We start from the raw sequence: 15833 nt of genomic DNA, 5'->3' as shown, positions 1-15833 counted from the left end.
TCCATGACCGCGACGGCGACCCGGCCGCCCACGCCGGGACTGAAGGGGAACACGGACTTCCTGCTGCTCTGGGCAGGCGCCGGGTTGTCCTTCCTCGGGTCCAGGGTCAGCGCCTACGCCTATCCGCTCATCGTGTTGTGGGCCACCGGGTCGGCGACGGCGTCCGGTCTGGTGGCCGCGGCCGCGCAGCTGCCGTACCTGGTGGTGCAGCTGCCGGCCGGGGTGCTCGCGGACCGCGTCGACCGCAGGAAGCTGATGGTCATCTGCGACGTGGGCCGGGTTGTCGTCGTCGGTCTCGTGGTTGCGTACGTCCTGATGAAGGGCGTGCACCCGGTGCCTCTCGCGGTGCTCGGCTTCGTCGAAAGCAGCTTCACGGTCGTGTACCGGGTTGCCGAGCGCGCCGCGCTGCCGAGTGTCGTCGCAACGGAGTTCATCGGCGCGGCGACGGCGCGCAACGAGGCCAGGGAACGCGCGGCCGGCCTGCTGGGACAACCGGGTGCCGGGTTGTTCGCCGCGCTGTCCGCCTGGGCGCCGTTCCTGTTCACCGCGATCACCCACGTCCTGTCGTTGCTGATGCTGCTGAGGATCCGGGTGCCGCTGCAGTCGCAACGGCAGACGCCCCACGGCAACGTGTGGCGGGAGGTGGCCGAGTCGCTGCGGTGGTTGCGCGGGCAGCGGTTCGCGGGGATCGCGATCGGCCTGATCGCGGTGACCAACCTGCTGTTCCCGATCATGCAGCTCGCGGTGCTCGTCGTGGTGCGCGGCAACGGTGGCTCGGAGTTCGTCGCGGCACTCGTCACCGGTTCCGCCGGAGTCGGCGGGGTGATCGGTGCGTTGAGCACGCCCTGGTGGCTGCGCAGGACCACGCTGCCGCGCCTCATGATCACGACGAACCTGCTGTGGGCGTGCGCTTTGCTCGTCGTGGCGTTCGCGACCGCGCCAGTCGTGCTGGGAGTCGCCTTCGCCCTGTCCGCCGGTGCCGCCGGGGTGTGGGCGGTGGCCATCAGCGCCTACCTCTTCGGGGTGGCGCCGGAGGACATGCGCGGCCGGATCGCCGGTGCCGTGACGCTGCTCGCCTACGGGCCGCTCGCGGTCGGTTCGGCACTCGGAGGTGCCGCGCTCGACCTCCTCGGCGTCCGGCAGACCGTGATCGCCGCCATGGGCGTGATGTTCCTGCTGGTCCTGTTCGCCGCGATCAGCCCAGGAACGCGCTCCTTTCGCCAGGAACCGAAGTCAGATTCCGCGTGACGCGGAGGGCCGGGCGAGACCGGCCGCACACAGATCGCTCTACGTCGACACATGTCAAGGAGCTGGTGATGGCCGATCCAATTGAGCTGGTGGGCGCGCACGGACGGGCCGGGCGGTCCACGGTCGAGGTGGGAGGGGCGGAGATCGGGCCCGGAACGTTCACCCTGATCGCGGGACCCTGTGCGGTGGAGTCGGCGGAGCAGACGCTGCAGGCCGCCCAGATGGCGGTCTCGGCGGGCGCCTCCCTGTTGCGGGGCGGCGCGTTCAAACCGCGCACCTCGCCCTACGCCTTCCACGGACTGGGCCCGGCCGGGCTGCGGATCCTCTCCGACGTGCGGGCCGCGACCGGGGTGCCGTTCGTCACGGAGGTGCTCGACACGCGCGACGTGGACCTCGTCGCGGACCACGCCGACATGCTCCAGATCGGGGCCAGGAACATGCAGAACTTCGCGCTGCTGCGCGCGGTGGGCACGACCAGGCGCCCGGTGCTGCTCAAGCGTGGACTGAGCGCCACCATCGACGAGTGGCTGCTGGCCGCCGAGTACATCGCGGCCGCCGGCAACGAGAACATCGTGTTGTGCGAACGCGGCATCCGCACGTTCGAGAACGCGACCAGGAACACGCTCGACATCAGCGCGGTGCCGGTGGTGCAGAAGATGACCCACCTGCCGGTCATCGTCGACCCGTCGCACTCCGGTGGACGGCGCGATCTCGTGCTGCCGCTGAGCAGGGCGGCCGTCGCGGTCGGCGCCGACGGGCTGATCATCGAGTGCCACCCCGTGCCCGAGGTGGCGCTGTGCGACGGCCCGCAGGCGCTGGGACCCGAGGACATGCCGGAACTGGCCGCGCTGATGAAGGACGTGCCGCGGTTGGCCGGCCGCGCCGTGGCCGAAGTGCCCGTCGCGGTCGAGGCCGGTGGCCGGGCGTGCCGGTGATCTCCGCCCCCGACGCCTTCACGGTCGATGATCTGTACGTCGACCTGCACGGCGTTGTGGGGCACCACCTCCACCTCAAGTGCGAGGGGCTCAACCTCGCGGGTTCGATCAAGCTCAAGGCCGCGGCCGGCATGGTCGAGGCCGCCGAGGCCACGGGGCTGCTCCGGCCGGGAAACACGCTCGTGGAGTCGTCGTCGGGCAACCTCGGCGTGGCCCTGAGCATGATCGCCGCCCATCGCGGCTACCGGTTCGTGTGCGTCACCGACACCAGGTGCACCGAACCCGCCGTGCGCATGATGCGGGCGTTGGGGGCGCGGGTGGAGGTGGTCTCCCGCCCGGACGCGGAGGGTGGCCTGCTCGGCGCCAGGCTGGAACGGGTGCGGGAGCTGTGTGCCGGCGACGACTCGTACGTGTGGCTGAACCAGTACGCGAACGAGGGCAACTGGAGGGCGCACTACACGACCACCGCGCCGCAGATCCTCAAGCAGTTCCCCGATCTGGGCCTGTTGTTCGTCGGAGCGGGGACCACCGGGACCCTGATGGGCTGCGCCCGGTTCTTCCGCGACGAGGGCCTGCCGGTCACCGTGGTCGCGGTCGACGCGGTGGGATCGGTGACGTTCGGCCAGGAACCCGCACGCCGGTTGATCCCGGGCCTCGGCACCAGCCGGCGTCCGGAGATCCTCGATCCGTCCTTTGTGGACGACGTCGTGCACGTGGCCGAGCCGGACGCGATCCGGGCCTGCCACCGGCTCGCCGCGCACGGCTTCCTCTTCGGTGGTTCCACCGGCACGGTCGTCGCCGGTGCACTGCGCTGGCTGGCCGGGCACGACCGGCGTGAACACCCGACCGCGGTGTTGATCGCACCTGATCTGGGGGAGCGCTACCTCGGTTCCGTCTACGACGAGAACTGGTTGCACACCAACTACGCAACGGATTGGACATGAGATGAGCACGTTGATCAGTGACCGCAAGAGCAGGATCAAGCAGCTGGCCTGTGCCTCGTTCGAGGTCGCACCGGACCAGATGAACGACGAGACGGACTTCGTCGAGGACCTCGGCGTCGACTCGCTCAACGCGATCGACCTGCTGGCCGCGCTGGAGACCGAGTTCGAGATCGAGATCGAGCCGGAGTCGATCCGCCGCATGACCAGCGTCGGAGCCGTCTACGAGCTCGTGGCGGAGGTCGCCGGCTGGCCTGTTGACGAGAACGCGGCGAGCCGGTGACGGCCCCGGTCGCCGGGCGCCGCGTGGTGGTGACCGGCATGGGTGCCGTGTCCGGCATCGGTGTCGGACTGCGCGAGTTCGCGGACGCGTTGCGGGCCGGCCGCAGTGCGGCCGCTCCGGCGACCTCGTTCGACACCACGGGGTTTCCCTCGGAGATCGTGTGCGAGGTGCGCGGCTTCGTCCCGGGCGACTGGATCCGCACGCTGGATCCAGCCCGGCTGGGACGGGCCGCGCAGTTCGCCGCCGCCGCGGCGAGGATGGCCGTGCAGGACGCCGGGCTCGAACCGGAGACGCTGGCGCGGTGCAGGGGACTCGTCACCATCGGCACGACGAACGGCGAGTCGCAGGACGTCGACGAGCTGACCGCGGCGGACGTGCGGGAGGGGCCGGACCGCATGCGTCCGGAACTGGCTCGCCGGGTGCCGCCGCAGACCATCGCGACCTCGGTCGCGCGGGAGCTCGGACTGTCCGATGTCGACGCACGGGTGATCGGAACCGCGTGTTCGGCGGGCAACTACGCCATCGGTGAAGGGCTGGACGCGATCCGGCTGGGCCTCGCCGACTACGTGCTGTGCGGCGGTTCGGACGCGGTGAGCCGCAAGACGTTCGCCGCGTTCCACCGGCTCGGGTTGGTCGCCCCGGACGCGTGCCGTCCGTTCGACGCGGAACGGCGCGGCATCGTCACCGGCGAGGGAGCCGGTGTGCTGCTGCTCGAAAGCGCCGAGCACGCGGCCGCCCGCGGGGCCCGCGTCCACGCCGAGGTGCTCGGCTACGGGTTGAACTGCGACGGCGAACATCCCGTCGCACCCTCCCGGGCGAGCGTCGGGCGCTGCATGCGGCTCGCGCTGGAGGACGCCGGGGTGAAACCGGAAGAGGTCGGGTTCATCTCCGCCCACGGCACCGGCACCCAGCTCAACGACATCACCGAGTGCGACGCGATCCGGGACGTCTACGGCGATCGCACGCCTCCGGTGGTCTCGCTCAAGTCGATGCTGGGCCACACGATGGGCGCCGCGAGTGCCCTCGCGGCCATCGCGTGCGCGCTGGCGATGACCGAGGAGTTCATCCCGCCGACGATCAACCACCGGCAGACCGATCCGGCCTGCGACGTCGACTGCGTGCCGAACGTGGCTCGCCCCGCTCGGGTGGACGTGGTGCAGAACAACGGGTTCGCCTTCGGCGGCGACAACGCCGTCGTCGTGCTCGGCAGGTACGGCCGGGAGGAACGATGAACGACACGGCGACGGTGATCACCGGCTGGTCGGTGGTGTCACCGTACGGCTTCGGCAGTGAGTCCTATGTGGACGGATTGTTGAGTGGCGGCGACACGGCCAGGCCGGTCGGCGGCGACGGGTCCGCGCTGCCCGACGCGCGGGCGTGCACGGTGCCCGGTCTCGACCCGGCGGCGATCCTCGACGGCAAGGGGGTCCGGCACCTCGACCGCGCGAGCCAGCTCGCGCTCGCGACGCTGAGCGACCTGGTGGACCACGACCTGGACACCGGTGAACGCGCCGGGCTGGTGCTGGGCACGGCGCTGGGCAGCGTGCAGACCGAGATGGACCACATGCGCGCCTCGTTGAAGGGCCGCCGGCCGCATCTGCTCGACCCGAAAACGCTGGCCAGCGGCACGATGAACTGTGCGGCCGCCCAGTGTGCGATCCGCTTCGGCATCACCGGCCCGAACACCACGATCGCCGGTGGCCGCGCCGCGGGACTGCACGCGCTGGACTACGCGGGCCGGCTGCTCGCCGCGGGCCGCGCCGGTCGGGTGATCGCCGGTGCGGTCGAGGAGTACACGCCGGCCAGGGCCTGGCTGACCCACCACGCCTGCAGCCGCAGGCTGGAACGGCTCGGCGAGGGCGGCGTGCTGTTCCGCCTGGAACCGCCCGGAGCGCGGGAGCCGCTGGCGCACGTGCTCGCGGTGAGCGGACGGGTCGCGCTCGGCTGCGATCTGCCCGCCGCCGTGGTGGCGTGCACCCAGGACCTGCTGGACCGCGCCGGAGTCGCTCCCGGTGACGTCTGGGCGGTGCTCGACGCGGGCGGCTCGCTGCGGGAACGCGCGGCCGTCGCCGGGCTCGTCGGACCGGACGCGCTGACCAGGATCCCCGCTGCGGACGGCATCGGGGACACCGGTGCCGCGTCGGCCGCTTTCGCCGTCGCCACCGCACTGGGGATCGCGACCAGGTGGCCGGAGGCGGCGGGACGGCACGTGCTCGTGATGGCAACGGATCCGAACGGCGCCGTGAGTGGCGCGTTGCTGCGTTTGGGAGGTGCGTGATGGCGGAAGGCACGCGGGTCGCGTTGGTGAGCGGAGGTTCGCGCGGCATCGGCAGGGCGTGCGTCGCGCGGCTGGTGGCCGACGGGTTCGACGTGGCGTTCTCCTACCGGTCCGACGCCGAGGCTGCGCGGCTGCTGGTGAAGGAACTGGACGGGGCGAGGGTGTCCGCGACCCAGGTCGACGTGACCGACGCGGCCGCGGTGACGGCGTGGGTCGCCGAGGTGGAACGGGATTTCGGCCCGATCCACGCGGTCGTCACGTCGGCCGGTGTCACCGCGGACGGCGGGTTCGCCACGATGTCCGACGAGCGGTGGGACGACGTGCTGCGCACGAACCTGGACGGCACGTTCCACGTCTGCCGGGCGGCGACGTTCAAGATGATGAAGCGCAAGTGCGGCAGCATCGTCACGTTGTCGTCGGTGTCCGGTGTGCACGGCAACCCCGGCCAGGCCAACTACTCGGCGGCCAAGGCGGGCATCATCGGGATGACCAAGGCGCTGGCCAAGGAGGTCGGCAGGTACGGCGTGCGGGCGAACGTCGTCGCGCCCGGTCTCATCGCGACCGACATGACGGCCGGTCTGTCCGACCAGGTCCGCGCGCGCATGGTCGAGCGGATCGCGTTGCGCCGCGCGGGAACCGGCGAGGAGGTCGCCGACCTGGTCGCCTACCTCAGCTCGGGCCGGGCTTCCTACGTCACCGGCGCGGTGTTCGAGATCGACGGTGGCATCAGCGGATGAACCCGGTCATCACGGCGATGTCGGTGATCTCCCCGTTCGGGCTCGGTGCCGACGCCTTCACCAGCGGTGTGCTCGCCGGTCGGACGGCTTTGTCCACTGTGGATCCGTCCGGCGGGTTGCCGTACACCGCGGCGGGGGTGGTCGAGGAGTTCGACCTCGGAGCGATCATCGGTGACTCCAAGAACCTCACCGCGCCGGGCCGCGCGGCCGGTCTCGCGGTCGGGACCGCCGGGTTGCTGTTGCGGCGCCACGATCTCGCCGAACACCCCGCGATCGCCAAGGCCGTGGTGCTCGGGGGCGACCTCATCGGGACGGACCGGGCGATGATGCTGACCCGCCAGTCGATGACCAGCTCGCAACCGTTCCAAGTGGACACGAAGGCGTTCCCGAGCAGTGTCATGAACAACTCGGCGGCGCAGTGCGCGATCCGGTTCGGCCTGCGCGGCCCGAACACCACGGTGACGACGGGCCGGATGACGGGCCTGTCCGTGCTCGCCTACGCACGGCGGCTGCATCGGCAGGGCCGGGCACCGGTCGTGCTGGCCGCCGCGGTCGAGGACCTGACACCACAGCGTTCGTGGCTCACCTGGCACGGGCACGGTGCCGGAGCGACGGACCCGCTGGGCGAGGGGTGCTGCGTCTTCCTCGTCGAGTCGGCCGAGGCGGCCGCCGAGCACGGACGCGTGCCGCTGGCGGAACCGCTCGCGCTGGAGCTCGGCGTCGCCCCGAACCCGGACGCGGCCGCCGAGGTGCTCGCCACCCGGATCCGCCGTGCGCTCACCGCCGCCGGTACGTCGGTGGCCGACGTGTCGTCCGTCGTGGTGTCGCGCGGCTCCGCCCGGACGGAACTCCTCGCGGTCGCGGACGTTTTCGGTGCCGACCGGCGGGTGAGCGAACCCGCGAGCCTGATCGGTGACACGGACGGGGCCTCGGCGGCCTTCCAGCTGGCGATGGCGATCGCCCGCGGTGGCGCGTCCGGCTCCATCGCCCTCGTGACCTCCGCCGACCCCGATGGTCACGTCGGGTGTGGGCTTTTCCGCATCCCGGAGGAGACAGCATGACCGAGTCCGCGGCGCCGTCCTTCGCCGTCATCACCGGCGAACAGGTGAGCAAGGTACTGCACGGGCAGGAACAACAGGTGATGCGCATCGTGGCGGACACCTACCGGCTGCACGGCGCCGGGCACACGGTCAACCCGCCGTCGTACTTCCTCAGGTTCCCGGACCGGCCCGCCGACCGCATCATCGCGCTGCCGGCCTCGCTGGGCGGTGACTCCACTGTGGACGGAATCAAGTGGATCTCCAGCTTTCCCGGCAACGTGGCGGCCGGCCTGCCGAGGGCGTCCGGCGTGATCGTGCTGAACGACCCGGTCAACGGCTATCCGTTCGCGTGCCTGGAGACGTCGGTCATCAGCGCCGCTCGCACAGCCGCCTCCGCCGCGGTGGCGGCGGGAGTGCTGCTGCGCGCGGGACCGGACGCGCCCCGAGTCGGGTTCGTCGGTACCGGTCTCATCGCCAGGTACGTGCACACGTATCTCCAGGCCGCGGGCTGGGACCTGGACGAGATCGGCGTGTACGACACGGCGCCGGCGCACGCCGACGGGTTCTCCTCGTACGTCGCACGGTCCGGTGGCCAGGCCCGCGTCCACACCGATCTGGGCGAGCTGGTCCGCGCGAGCGACGTGGTGGTGTTCGCGACGGTGGCCTCGACGCCGCACGTGCACGACCCGTCGTGGTTGCGGCACAACCCTTTGGTGCTGCACCTGTCGCTGCGCGATCTCGCCCCCGAGATCATCCTGTCGTCGATCAACGTGGTGGACGACGTCGATCACTGCCTGCGGGCGAACACCTCACCGCACCTGGCCGAGCAGCAGGCGGGCCATCGCGACTTCGTGCACGCGACGCTGCCCGAACTGCTGACCGGCGACGCGGTCCTGCCGGCCGACAGGCCCGTGGTGTTCTCCCCGTTCGGCCTCGGGGTGCTGGACCTGGCGCTGGCCAGGCACGTCCACGAGCAGCTCGACGCCGGGGGCGAACTGCGCACGGTGCCCGGCTTCTTCGACGAGCTCGACCGATACGGAGGACGGTCATGAGGTCAACACTTCGCGCCAGTGGCGTGGCTCGCCACGTCGTCGGTGAGCTCACTTTTGGCGGGACGCCTCGCGGCGACGCCACCAGCTGGCTTGATCCCGGCAGTGCCGTTGTGCTCGTCGACGACGACCGCGCGGGTGTGTACACCGCGCGAGGCGTGCTGGGCGGCGTTCCCGTTGTCCTGTACGTCGTCGAACTCGACCGGGAGAACGCCACGTTCGAGAAGGTGCGATCCCGGCACGTCGTCGCCGCGATCGACCTCGCCGACCGGGAGGACCTTCCGGTGATCGGCCTGTGGCGGATCGACCCCGCGGCCGTCACCACGGACGAGCTGTCCGGCGGACTGGTGCACGTGTACGCGGCGATGATCAGCGTGTCCGGCCGGATTCCCCAGATCCTGACCGTCGCCGGACCGTCGGCCGGCGGAATGGCCGCCTGCGTGGAACTCGCCGACGTGGCGATCTCCGTCGGTGGGCGCGGGGCGCACCTGGACGTGGCGAACGAACGGGACGCATGTGCTGCCACCGCACGCGTTCTGCGGTTGCTGACGTCACCGGGCGATGGCGACGGCGCCGGATCTCACCAGGACCTGCGGAAGTTGTTGCCGGCCAGTGAGGAAGTGCCTTACGACGTCAAACCGCTGGTGTGCGCTCTGCTGGACGACGGCGTGTTCGAGGAGTTCAAGAGCGGGACGGCGCCGAGCATCGTGGTCGGTCTCGGCAGGCTGGGTGGCCGCCCGATCGGCGTCGTGGCGAACAACCCGAGCCGCCGCTGGGGCATGCTCGACGCGGCTGCGGCGCGGAAGGCCTCGCAGTTCGTGCGGATGTGCGACGCGTTCTCCGTGCCGTTGCTCGTCATCGTGGACGTACCCGCTGTCCTGCCAGGGATCGACGAACGGTGGGGAGACGTTTTGCGCACCGGCGCGGAACTTCTCGACGCGTTCGCGGCCACGTCCGTCCCGCGGACGGTGCTGATCACCCGTGAGTGCTACAAGGGCGCGTACTTCGTGGCGAAGGCCTGCTCTGCCGGCGTGACGACGGTGTACGCCTGGTCGTCGTCCGGGGTGGAGGCCGACGCGGTGGACGAGGTGATCGATCCGGCGGACACGCGGATGAAGGTGGCGAACGCCTTGTCGGACCGGTCGGTCCACGTCGAACGGGTCGCCGGGTGACGGGCCCGGTGCGCGTGCGGCCCCGGCTCACCCGGCCGCCGTCCGAAGTGGACGGTGTCTGGACGGCGGAGGCGGAGTTCGAGATCTCACCGCTCGAGCCGGTCTTCGCCGGGCACTACCCGGACCTGCCCATCTTTCCGGGCGTCTGCCTGGTCGAATGCGTCCACCTGGCGGTCCGCCAGGTCGTGCCGGACAGTCCGGCCACGCTCGGCGTCGTGGACTCGATCAGGTTCCACGCGCCGGTGTTCCCGCACGACGTGATCACCGTCTCGCTGCGGTGGGATGGGCGCGGTTGTGCGGCTCAGGTCGACACGGTCCGGGGGACGGCCGCGGTGGTCCGGCTCGGGATCGGGGAGAGGAGCACGGCGTGATCGGTGTCGCGGAGATCAAGAGGTTGCTGCCGCACAGGTATCCGATGCTGCTGGTCGACCGTGCCATGTGGACGGACGATGGCGCTTTGGTGGTGGTCAAGGCAATCACCTGCAACGAACCCTGGTACGACGACATCGGTGACGACGATGACCACGGCTATCCCGGGACGTTGCTCGTCGAGTCGTGGATGCAGGCCGCCGGGGTGGTGCTCTGCCTCACCGGCGAGGTCGACGTGCCCGCCGGTCACGTCATGCTCGCGGGAAAGCTGTCGGGGCTGACGTTCGGCCGCCGGGTGGTTCCGGGTGACGTGCTGCACCACGACGTCCGGATCGTGCGGGTGGTGCCCGGCACCGTGATCGTCTCGGGCGAGACCACGGTCGGGGGAGAGGTCGTGTTGTCGCTGGAGCGCGTCATGCTCGCGTTCCGGCCGGCCGGAACGCTGCCCGTGGCGGAGGGCGCCAGGTGATCCTCACCAGGGAGGTGTCCTTCGCGAACGCGGGATCGACCCTGCACGGCACGCTGCACTTACCGGCCCGCGGCACCGGCAGACCCGGTGTCGTGCTGGTGCACGGTTCGGGGCCGGGCCGCCGGTCTTCGCTCGCCGCACACGCTGAGGCCTTCGCCCGTGCGGGCATCGTCGTGCTGACCTACGACAAGCGCACCGAGGGGTACAGCGCCACCCGCCGCGACTACGGCCTGCTCGCCGGGGACGCGCTCGCCGCGGTCCGGCTGCTCGCCGCGCAACCGGAGACCGACCCGGCGCGGGTCGGGCTCTGGGGGTTCTCCGAAGGTGGCTGGGTGGCGCCACTTGCCGCGTCCCGTTCGGACGAGATCGCGTTCCTGGTGCTGGTAGGGGCCAGCGGGCTGCCACCGGTCCGCCAGCAGGCGTGGGCGCTGGAGTCCTACCTGCGCCGCAACGGGGTGCGAGGCTCGATGGTGGACGCGCTGGCGGACGTGGGGATCCGGCAGCTTCGCGCGGCCGGCGTGTTTCCTGAGGCGGACTACGACGGCCTGCCGGTGCTCCGGGCGTTGCGCCTGCCGGTGCTGGCGATCTGGGGCGAGCACGACCGGGTCGTGCCGCCGGCGGAGAGCCTGCTGATCTTCCGCGAGGCGTTGGCGGACAACGGTCTGCTGACCCTCCAGGTGATCCCGGGGGCGGATCACGGGGTGCGCGCACGGGGCTCGTCGACCCTCGCGGCTGGTTACGTCGAGCTCGTGACGTCGTGGATCACCGGCCTGCCGGCGACCGCGCGGTCCGGCGTGAACGCTCCGCCACCGCGGCAGGCCGTGCGCAGCAGGGCGATCGAGCCGCTGGCGTGGTGGGAGTCGACCGGCGTCCAGTGCGCCGCCGTGGTGTTGTTCCTCGCCGCGTTCCCCGGCGGTCTGGGGCGGCACGGCCGCTGGGCCGCCGTGCTCGGCTCGGTCACCGTCGGGGGCTGGCTCGGGTACCTGTACCGCGTCACCGCTTCGGAAGAGCCCGCGCTGGGACCGACGTTAGGTGGCCGGACCCTGCCCTGGCTGGCCCTGCAGGGGACGGCGGCGGCGACGGTGGCCGCCACGGCCGCCACCGCGGTGCGGGCGAGACGGCTCTGGCCGCGGCTGCCGGGCACGGTGAAGGTGCGGCTCGGCCTGCTGATCGCGGGTGGGGTCGCGATGGTGCCGTGGGGGCGCTACTGGCGGCTCCTGCGGCGCTGACCGCGGGGTGGTTGCGGGCAACGCGCCGACGCAAGCGTTTGCTGAGCCGGCGCCCGCCGCAGGGCCCCAGCAAAATCGTTTCTGCTGGTGGGTCGTGTGCAAGTACTACCAACTCTTGATCAAATCGCCGCTGCGCTCGAAAGCGGTGCGCGGAAGCGATCGGCCGGGCCGGTGGAGAAGCCAGAGGTGATCACGCCGGTGCGCTGAGCCGGTTGTCGCTGCTCGGCCGGACGTTCACCGCTCCGGCCGAGCAGTGTCAGAGCGCGACCAGTTCGCGCGGCTTCGGTGAGCTCTCGTCGAGCACCTCGTCCAACGCCGACCGCAGCAGCTCCCCGTACACCGGTTCGGGGGCCAGCTCGTCGAGTCGCTTGCAGGCGCGGCGGTGCAGCGCGAGCAGGTCCGTCCGATACGCGGCGACCACCTCGGGAGAACGCAGCACGGCGCGCGCAGTGGCCCGCGTCCGCACGTCCTGCGGTGCGGCGCGGAGAAGGTCGCCGAGAACGGCGCGGACGCCACTCGTGGCCAGGGCACCGGCGTGGGCCATCAGCAGGCCGGGCACGCGCAGCTGGGGATTCGCGGTCTGTTCCACTGTGGACTGCTGTTGGTCCTGGTTGAGCCTGCGGAGAAGTCCGTACAAGGCGCCGAACCTGCGCCATGCCTCGATGGAGCGCGGCGCGCAGATCCGCGCGGCCATCACCGCGTCGCGGGCGTAGGCGGCGCCGTCGACACCGAGGTGGTCGGACAGCACGTCCTCCCGGCGGGGCAGGGCGAAGCGGCGGGCGCTGGCCACGTGCCTGGTTTCCGCGACGGACGCGGTGGACGAGGTCAGGTCGTCCACCCACGCCAGTTTGCGTTCCTTCGGGGCACGGATCCGGCCGATGTGCCCCAGCGCGAGGATGGTGCTGTCGCTGAGCTCGCTGCCGATGCCGGTCCACCACAGCGTTGAAAGCGTGCTCACGGGCAGTGCCTGGGCGGGCCGGCCGCACATGGCGCCGGCCACCACCACGGCGAACAACCGGTCGCGGGGGAGGTCCGGACTCTGGCCCCACCTCAGCCTGGTTGCCGCCCGCCCGGTGAGGACCGGCATGTCGGTGGACGTTCTGGCGAGCGCCTTGCGCACCGACTCGAGGAGAACTTCCGCATAGACGTCCATGAGACCACGGCCACTCATGGCCCCAGCATGGCCGTCGGCCTGCCCGAGTGGACAGACTGAGGAAAGGTATCCGCAGAGTGCGGAAATCTCGTCGTGGGGTGATCGCCCGTGCCGGGCGCTACTGCGAAGTGACCAGCTGAGACAGGTGGTGGTTGATGATCAGCCACTTGTCGCCGGCCTTCGCGTACATGACGGTGTAGCGGGCGCGGACGACGGGTTCCTTCCCCTCCTGGTGCAGGACGAAGGACAGCACGCCGGTGTCGGTGGCGGTGTGGGTGTCGGGGATGTCGACGCGCTGCTGCTCGACACTGGCGACGGGGTAGTTCAGCAGGAACCGCTCGTAGTAGTCGACGACGTCCGGACGACCGGTGCGGATGTCGTTGGTGTTGAACGGAAGCAGCACGGCGTCCGGTGCGTACAGGTCAGCCACCTTCTCGGCCGAACCGCTGGCCAGCGCGTTCTTCCACGCGACGAGCAGATCGCCGACGATTTTCTGGTCGGGAACCTGAGGGGCTGGTGACTGGGCCGCGGCGGCGCAGGCGCTCAGCGCGGCGGCGAGCACCACCGCGACCCCGGCCCGCGTGATCGTGTTGGACAAGACGACACTCCTGCTCGTTGACGGCGGCGGTTCGAGTGTGCGATGGGGAAGAGCGGCCCGATCACGTTCTTGGAGGACGCGGAGCAAATTCCTCGTTCTTCGGATAACGCGGACCCGGTGAAGCGCCCGGGGTCGGCATGCGTTACTCCTTGTGCCGTGCGAAGGTCTGGAGCCGGGACACCATGTCCTTTGTAGAGCAACTGGTGAAGGTGTGATGGACAACAAGGTCGTGCTCGCCCAACGCTGGGTAAACGCTGCTTACGGCGCCGTGCCCGGCTACACCAGGTGCCCGGAGGACGGCGAGGCCGGTCCGTCCACCTGGTACGCCCTGATCCGCGCGCTGCAGCACGAACTCGGCATCACAGCGCTCTCGGACAACTTCGGCCCCGGCACGCTGGGCAAGCTCGAGGAACGGGGCGGGGTCCGGCCGAGTGAGCAGAACCGCGGCATCGTCGGCGTCGTGCAGGCCGGCCTGCTCTGCCACGGTTACGCCGCCGGTGAGATCGACGGGACGTTCGGGCCGCGCGCGCAGGCGGCCGCGGCGGCACTGCGGTTCGACGCCGGGCTGAGTCCCGCGCCGAACGGTGCGATGGAACCCAAGCTGCTCAAGGCGTTGCTGTCGCCCGACTCCCACGTGCTGGTGCCGGGCGGCGACCGCCGGGTGCGCGCCGTGCAGCGCTGGCTCAACGGAACCTACGCCGAGCGGAAGAACTTCCTCGTCATCGCCTGCGACGGCGTGCCGTCCCGGGACGTGTACTTCGCGCTGTACCTGGCGGTCCAGTTCGAGCTGGGGCTGTCGGACGAGCAGGCCACCGGCAACTTCGGTCCGGGCACCCGCGCCGGGTTGAAGGAGCACGCGGTCGGCGAGGGCGACACGAGCCGGTGGGTGCGGCTCTACAGCGCGAGTCTGATCGTCAACGGCCTCGGTACGTTCACCGACTTCTTCGACCGCTCGCTCGTCCGCGCCACCGAGGAGTTCCAGGACTTCGCCGCCCTGCCGCGCACCGGTCGCGGCGACTACCCGACGTGGGCGCTGCTGCTCGCCTCGAACGGTGACCCGGACCAGCCCGCGGCCGCGTGCGACACCGCCACCACGATCACGCCCGCGCGGGCCAAGGCGTTGCACGCCGCCGGTTACCGGGTGGTCGGGCGTTACCTGGACGAGCGTCCGAACGGGACGCTCGACAAGGAGATCAAGCCCGGCGAGCTGAAGACGATCTTCGAGCACGGCCTTCAGGTCTTCCCGATCTCCCAGTACTACGGCGGTGACCGCGACTACTTCACCGAGGCGCAGGGCCGGCAGGACGCGCGGGACGCCCACACAGCCGCGCTGCGCAACGGGTTCCGGCCCGGCACGGTCATCTTCTTCGCGGTCGACTACGACGCCACCCAGGACGAGGTCGACTCCCACGTCGTGCCGTACTTCCGCGGTGTCGTCGCCGGTCTGGACGCCGCCGGCGGCAGGTACCGGCACGGGGTCTACGGCTCGCGCAACGTCTGCACCCAGGTCACGAAGCAGACGAAGGCGCGGTGGTCGTTCGTCGCCGGCATGTCCATCGGCTACTCGGGCAACCTCGGGTTCGGGCTGCCGGAGAACTGGGCGTTCAACCAGGTGCGGACGCTGACCACCGGCGACGGCGACGGAAAGATCGAGATCGACGCGAACACCTGCCGCCCCGGCACGGACGCGGCTGTGTCCTCTGTGGACGAAACGGACGGGAGGCCCGCACGTGGGGCGTGAAGTGAGCAGGCGACGGGCACTGGCCGGGGGAGCGGGCGTCTTCGGCGGCGCGCTGCTCGGGACCCGCGGTGCCGCGGCACAGAGCGCGCCCGCGGTGAAGGGTGCGCCGGCGGCACGGGAGTGGACCGCGGCGCACACCCAGAACGGCTGGCCGGTCGTGCCCGAGGTCGCGCCGATCTGGGTGCAGGGCAGCGGTCTCGCCGTGTCCGTGCTGCCCGGCGACGTGGCCGCGGTGCTGCTGCACTGCGTGCGCCGGTACTGCTACCGGGCCGGTGGCCGCTGGCACGACGGTGATCTGCGCGGGCACACCACCGACCGCGCCGTGGCCGCGGAGTACGAGAGCAACCACCTGTCCGGGACCGCGATCGCGATCCGGCCGTCGTGCTACCCGCTCGGGATCGGCGGCGGGTTCTTCGGCCACGAGCTCGCGGTGATCCGGGACGTGCTGGCCGAGTGCGAGGGCGTGGTCCGGTGGGGCGGCGACCTGCGGCCGGTGAAGGAGTCGCACTTCCAGATCGACGTGCCGCCGGGCGATCCCCGGTTGGGCGCTGTCGCGGAGAAGCTGCGCGGCCTCCGGGTCGGCTGAGTTCC

General features: G+C 71.1%; 17 protein-coding genes. 15 read left to right on the top strand and 2 right to left on the bottom strand.

What is annotated here, in order from left to right:
- Positions 1 to 3 precede the first annotated feature (3 nt).
- Genes G7043_RS30645 through G7043_RS30585 form a run of 13 tightly spaced genes read left to right on the top strand, consistent with a single transcriptional unit; the run spans position 4 to position 11750 of the window.
- The gene (locus G7043_RS30645) at positions 4 to 1248 is read left to right on the top strand and encodes an MFS transporter (protein WP_166051514.1); all 1245 of its coding nucleotides are present in this window, start codon (positions 4 to 6) and stop codon (positions 1246 to 1248) included.
- Positions 1245 to 2183: a 3-deoxy-7-phosphoheptulonate synthase gene (gene aroF, locus G7043_RS30640; protein WP_313888157.1), complete on the top strand. Its 939-nt coding sequence runs from the start codon at positions 1245 to 1247 to the stop codon at positions 2181 to 2183. Before G7043_RS30645 ends, aroF begins: the two co-directional genes overlap by 4 nt.
- Entirely contained in the window at positions 2174 to 3127 is a 954-nt protein-coding gene (gene sbnA, locus G7043_RS30635; protein WP_166051510.1) for a 2,3-diaminopropionate biosynthesis protein SbnA, read from the top strand. The genes aroF and sbnA overlap by 10 nt, the downstream gene beginning before the upstream one ends.
- A gap of 1 nt (position 3128) precedes the next feature.
- Entirely contained in the window at positions 3129 to 3407 is a 279-nt protein-coding gene (locus G7043_RS30630; protein ID WP_166051508.1) for an acyl carrier protein, read from the top strand.
- Positions 3404 to 4639 carry a beta-ketoacyl-[acyl-carrier-protein] synthase family protein gene (locus tag G7043_RS30625; RefSeq protein WP_313888156.1) on the top strand — a complete coding sequence of 412 codons (1236 nt, stop codon included), beginning with the start codon at positions 3404 to 3406 and terminating at the stop codon, positions 4637 to 4639. Before G7043_RS30630 ends, G7043_RS30625 begins: the two co-directional genes overlap by 4 nt.
- Positions 4636 to 5685 (top strand): beta-ketoacyl synthase N-terminal-like domain-containing protein, encoded by a 1050-nt coding sequence (locus G7043_RS30620; protein ID WP_166051506.1) that lies wholly within the window; start codon positions 4636 to 4638, stop codon positions 5683 to 5685. The genes G7043_RS30625 and G7043_RS30620 overlap by 4 nt, the downstream gene beginning before the upstream one ends.
- On the top strand, positions 5685 to 6422 hold the full coding sequence (gene fabG / locus G7043_RS30615; RefSeq protein ID WP_166051504.1) for a 3-oxoacyl-ACP reductase FabG: 738 nt from the start codon (positions 5685 to 5687) through the stop codon (positions 6420 to 6422). The genes G7043_RS30620 and fabG overlap by 1 nt, the downstream gene beginning before the upstream one ends.
- Positions 6419 to 7483: a beta-ketoacyl synthase N-terminal-like domain-containing protein gene (locus G7043_RS30610; protein WP_166051502.1), complete on the top strand. Its 1065-nt coding sequence runs from the start codon at positions 6419 to 6421 to the stop codon at positions 7481 to 7483. The genes fabG and G7043_RS30610 overlap by 4 nt, the downstream gene beginning before the upstream one ends.
- On the top strand, positions 7480 to 8514 hold the full coding sequence (gene sbnB / locus G7043_RS30605; RefSeq protein ID WP_166051500.1) for a 2,3-diaminopropionate biosynthesis protein SbnB: 1035 nt from the start codon (positions 7480 to 7482) through the stop codon (positions 8512 to 8514). The genes G7043_RS30610 and sbnB overlap by 4 nt, the downstream gene beginning before the upstream one ends.
- Complete coding sequence (locus G7043_RS30600) at positions 8511 to 9683, top strand: carboxyl transferase domain-containing protein (RefSeq protein ID WP_166051498.1); 1173 nt, start codon at positions 8511 to 8513, stop codon at positions 9681 to 9683. The genes sbnB and G7043_RS30600 overlap by 4 nt, the downstream gene beginning before the upstream one ends.
- Positions 9680 to 10054, top strand: a complete 375-nt coding sequence (locus tag G7043_RS30595) for a hypothetical protein (protein WP_166051496.1) — start codon at positions 9680 to 9682, stop codon at positions 10052 to 10054. The genes G7043_RS30600 and G7043_RS30595 overlap by 4 nt, the downstream gene beginning before the upstream one ends.
- A complete protein-coding gene (locus tag G7043_RS30590) occupies positions 10051 to 10521 on the top strand; it encodes a 3-hydroxyacyl-ACP dehydratase FabZ family protein (RefSeq protein ID WP_166051494.1) in 471 nt (156 codons plus the stop codon). Before G7043_RS30595 ends, G7043_RS30590 begins: the two co-directional genes overlap by 4 nt.
- The gene (locus G7043_RS30585; protein WP_166051492.1) at positions 10518 to 11750 is read left to right on the top strand and encodes an alpha/beta hydrolase family protein; all 1233 of its coding nucleotides are present in this window, start codon (positions 10518 to 10520) and stop codon (positions 11748 to 11750) included. Before G7043_RS30590 ends, G7043_RS30585 begins: the two co-directional genes overlap by 4 nt.
- A 256-nt stretch (positions 11751 to 12006) precedes the next feature.
- On the opposite strand, the gene G7043_RS30580 is transcribed toward G7043_RS30585, so the two are convergent.
- Positions 12007 to 12921: a hypothetical protein gene (locus G7043_RS30580; protein ID WP_166051490.1), complete on the bottom strand. Its 915-nt coding sequence runs from the start codon at positions 12919 to 12921 to the stop codon at positions 12007 to 12009.
- Positions 12922 to 13021: 100 nt separating this feature from the next.
- Complete coding sequence (locus G7043_RS30575) at positions 13022 to 13501, bottom strand: SgcJ/EcaC family oxidoreductase (protein ID WP_166051488.1); 480 nt, start codon at positions 13499 to 13501, stop codon at positions 13022 to 13024.
- 214 nt (positions 13502 to 13715) lie between these two features.
- On the opposite strand from G7043_RS30575, the gene G7043_RS30570 reads away from it, so the two are divergent.
- Positions 13716 to 15242: a glycoside hydrolase domain-containing protein gene (locus tag G7043_RS30570; RefSeq protein WP_166051486.1), complete on the top strand. Its 1527-nt coding sequence runs from the start codon at positions 13716 to 13718 to the stop codon at positions 15240 to 15242.
- A gap of 1 nt (position 15243) precedes the next feature.
- The gene (locus tag G7043_RS30565; RefSeq protein ID WP_166051484.1) at positions 15244 to 15828 is read left to right on the top strand and encodes a M15 family metallopeptidase; all 585 of its coding nucleotides are present in this window, start codon (positions 15244 to 15246) and stop codon (positions 15826 to 15828) included.
- The last annotated feature ends 5 nt before the right edge of the window (positions 15829 to 15833 follow it).

Origin of the sequence: Lentzea alba (assembly GCF_011067745.1) — a bacterium.
In the GTDB taxonomy this organism is placed as follows: domain Bacteria; phylum Actinomycetota; class Actinomycetes; order Mycobacteriales; family Pseudonocardiaceae; genus Lentzea; species Lentzea alba.
This window is presented reverse-complemented; position numbering and strand designations above follow the sequence as displayed.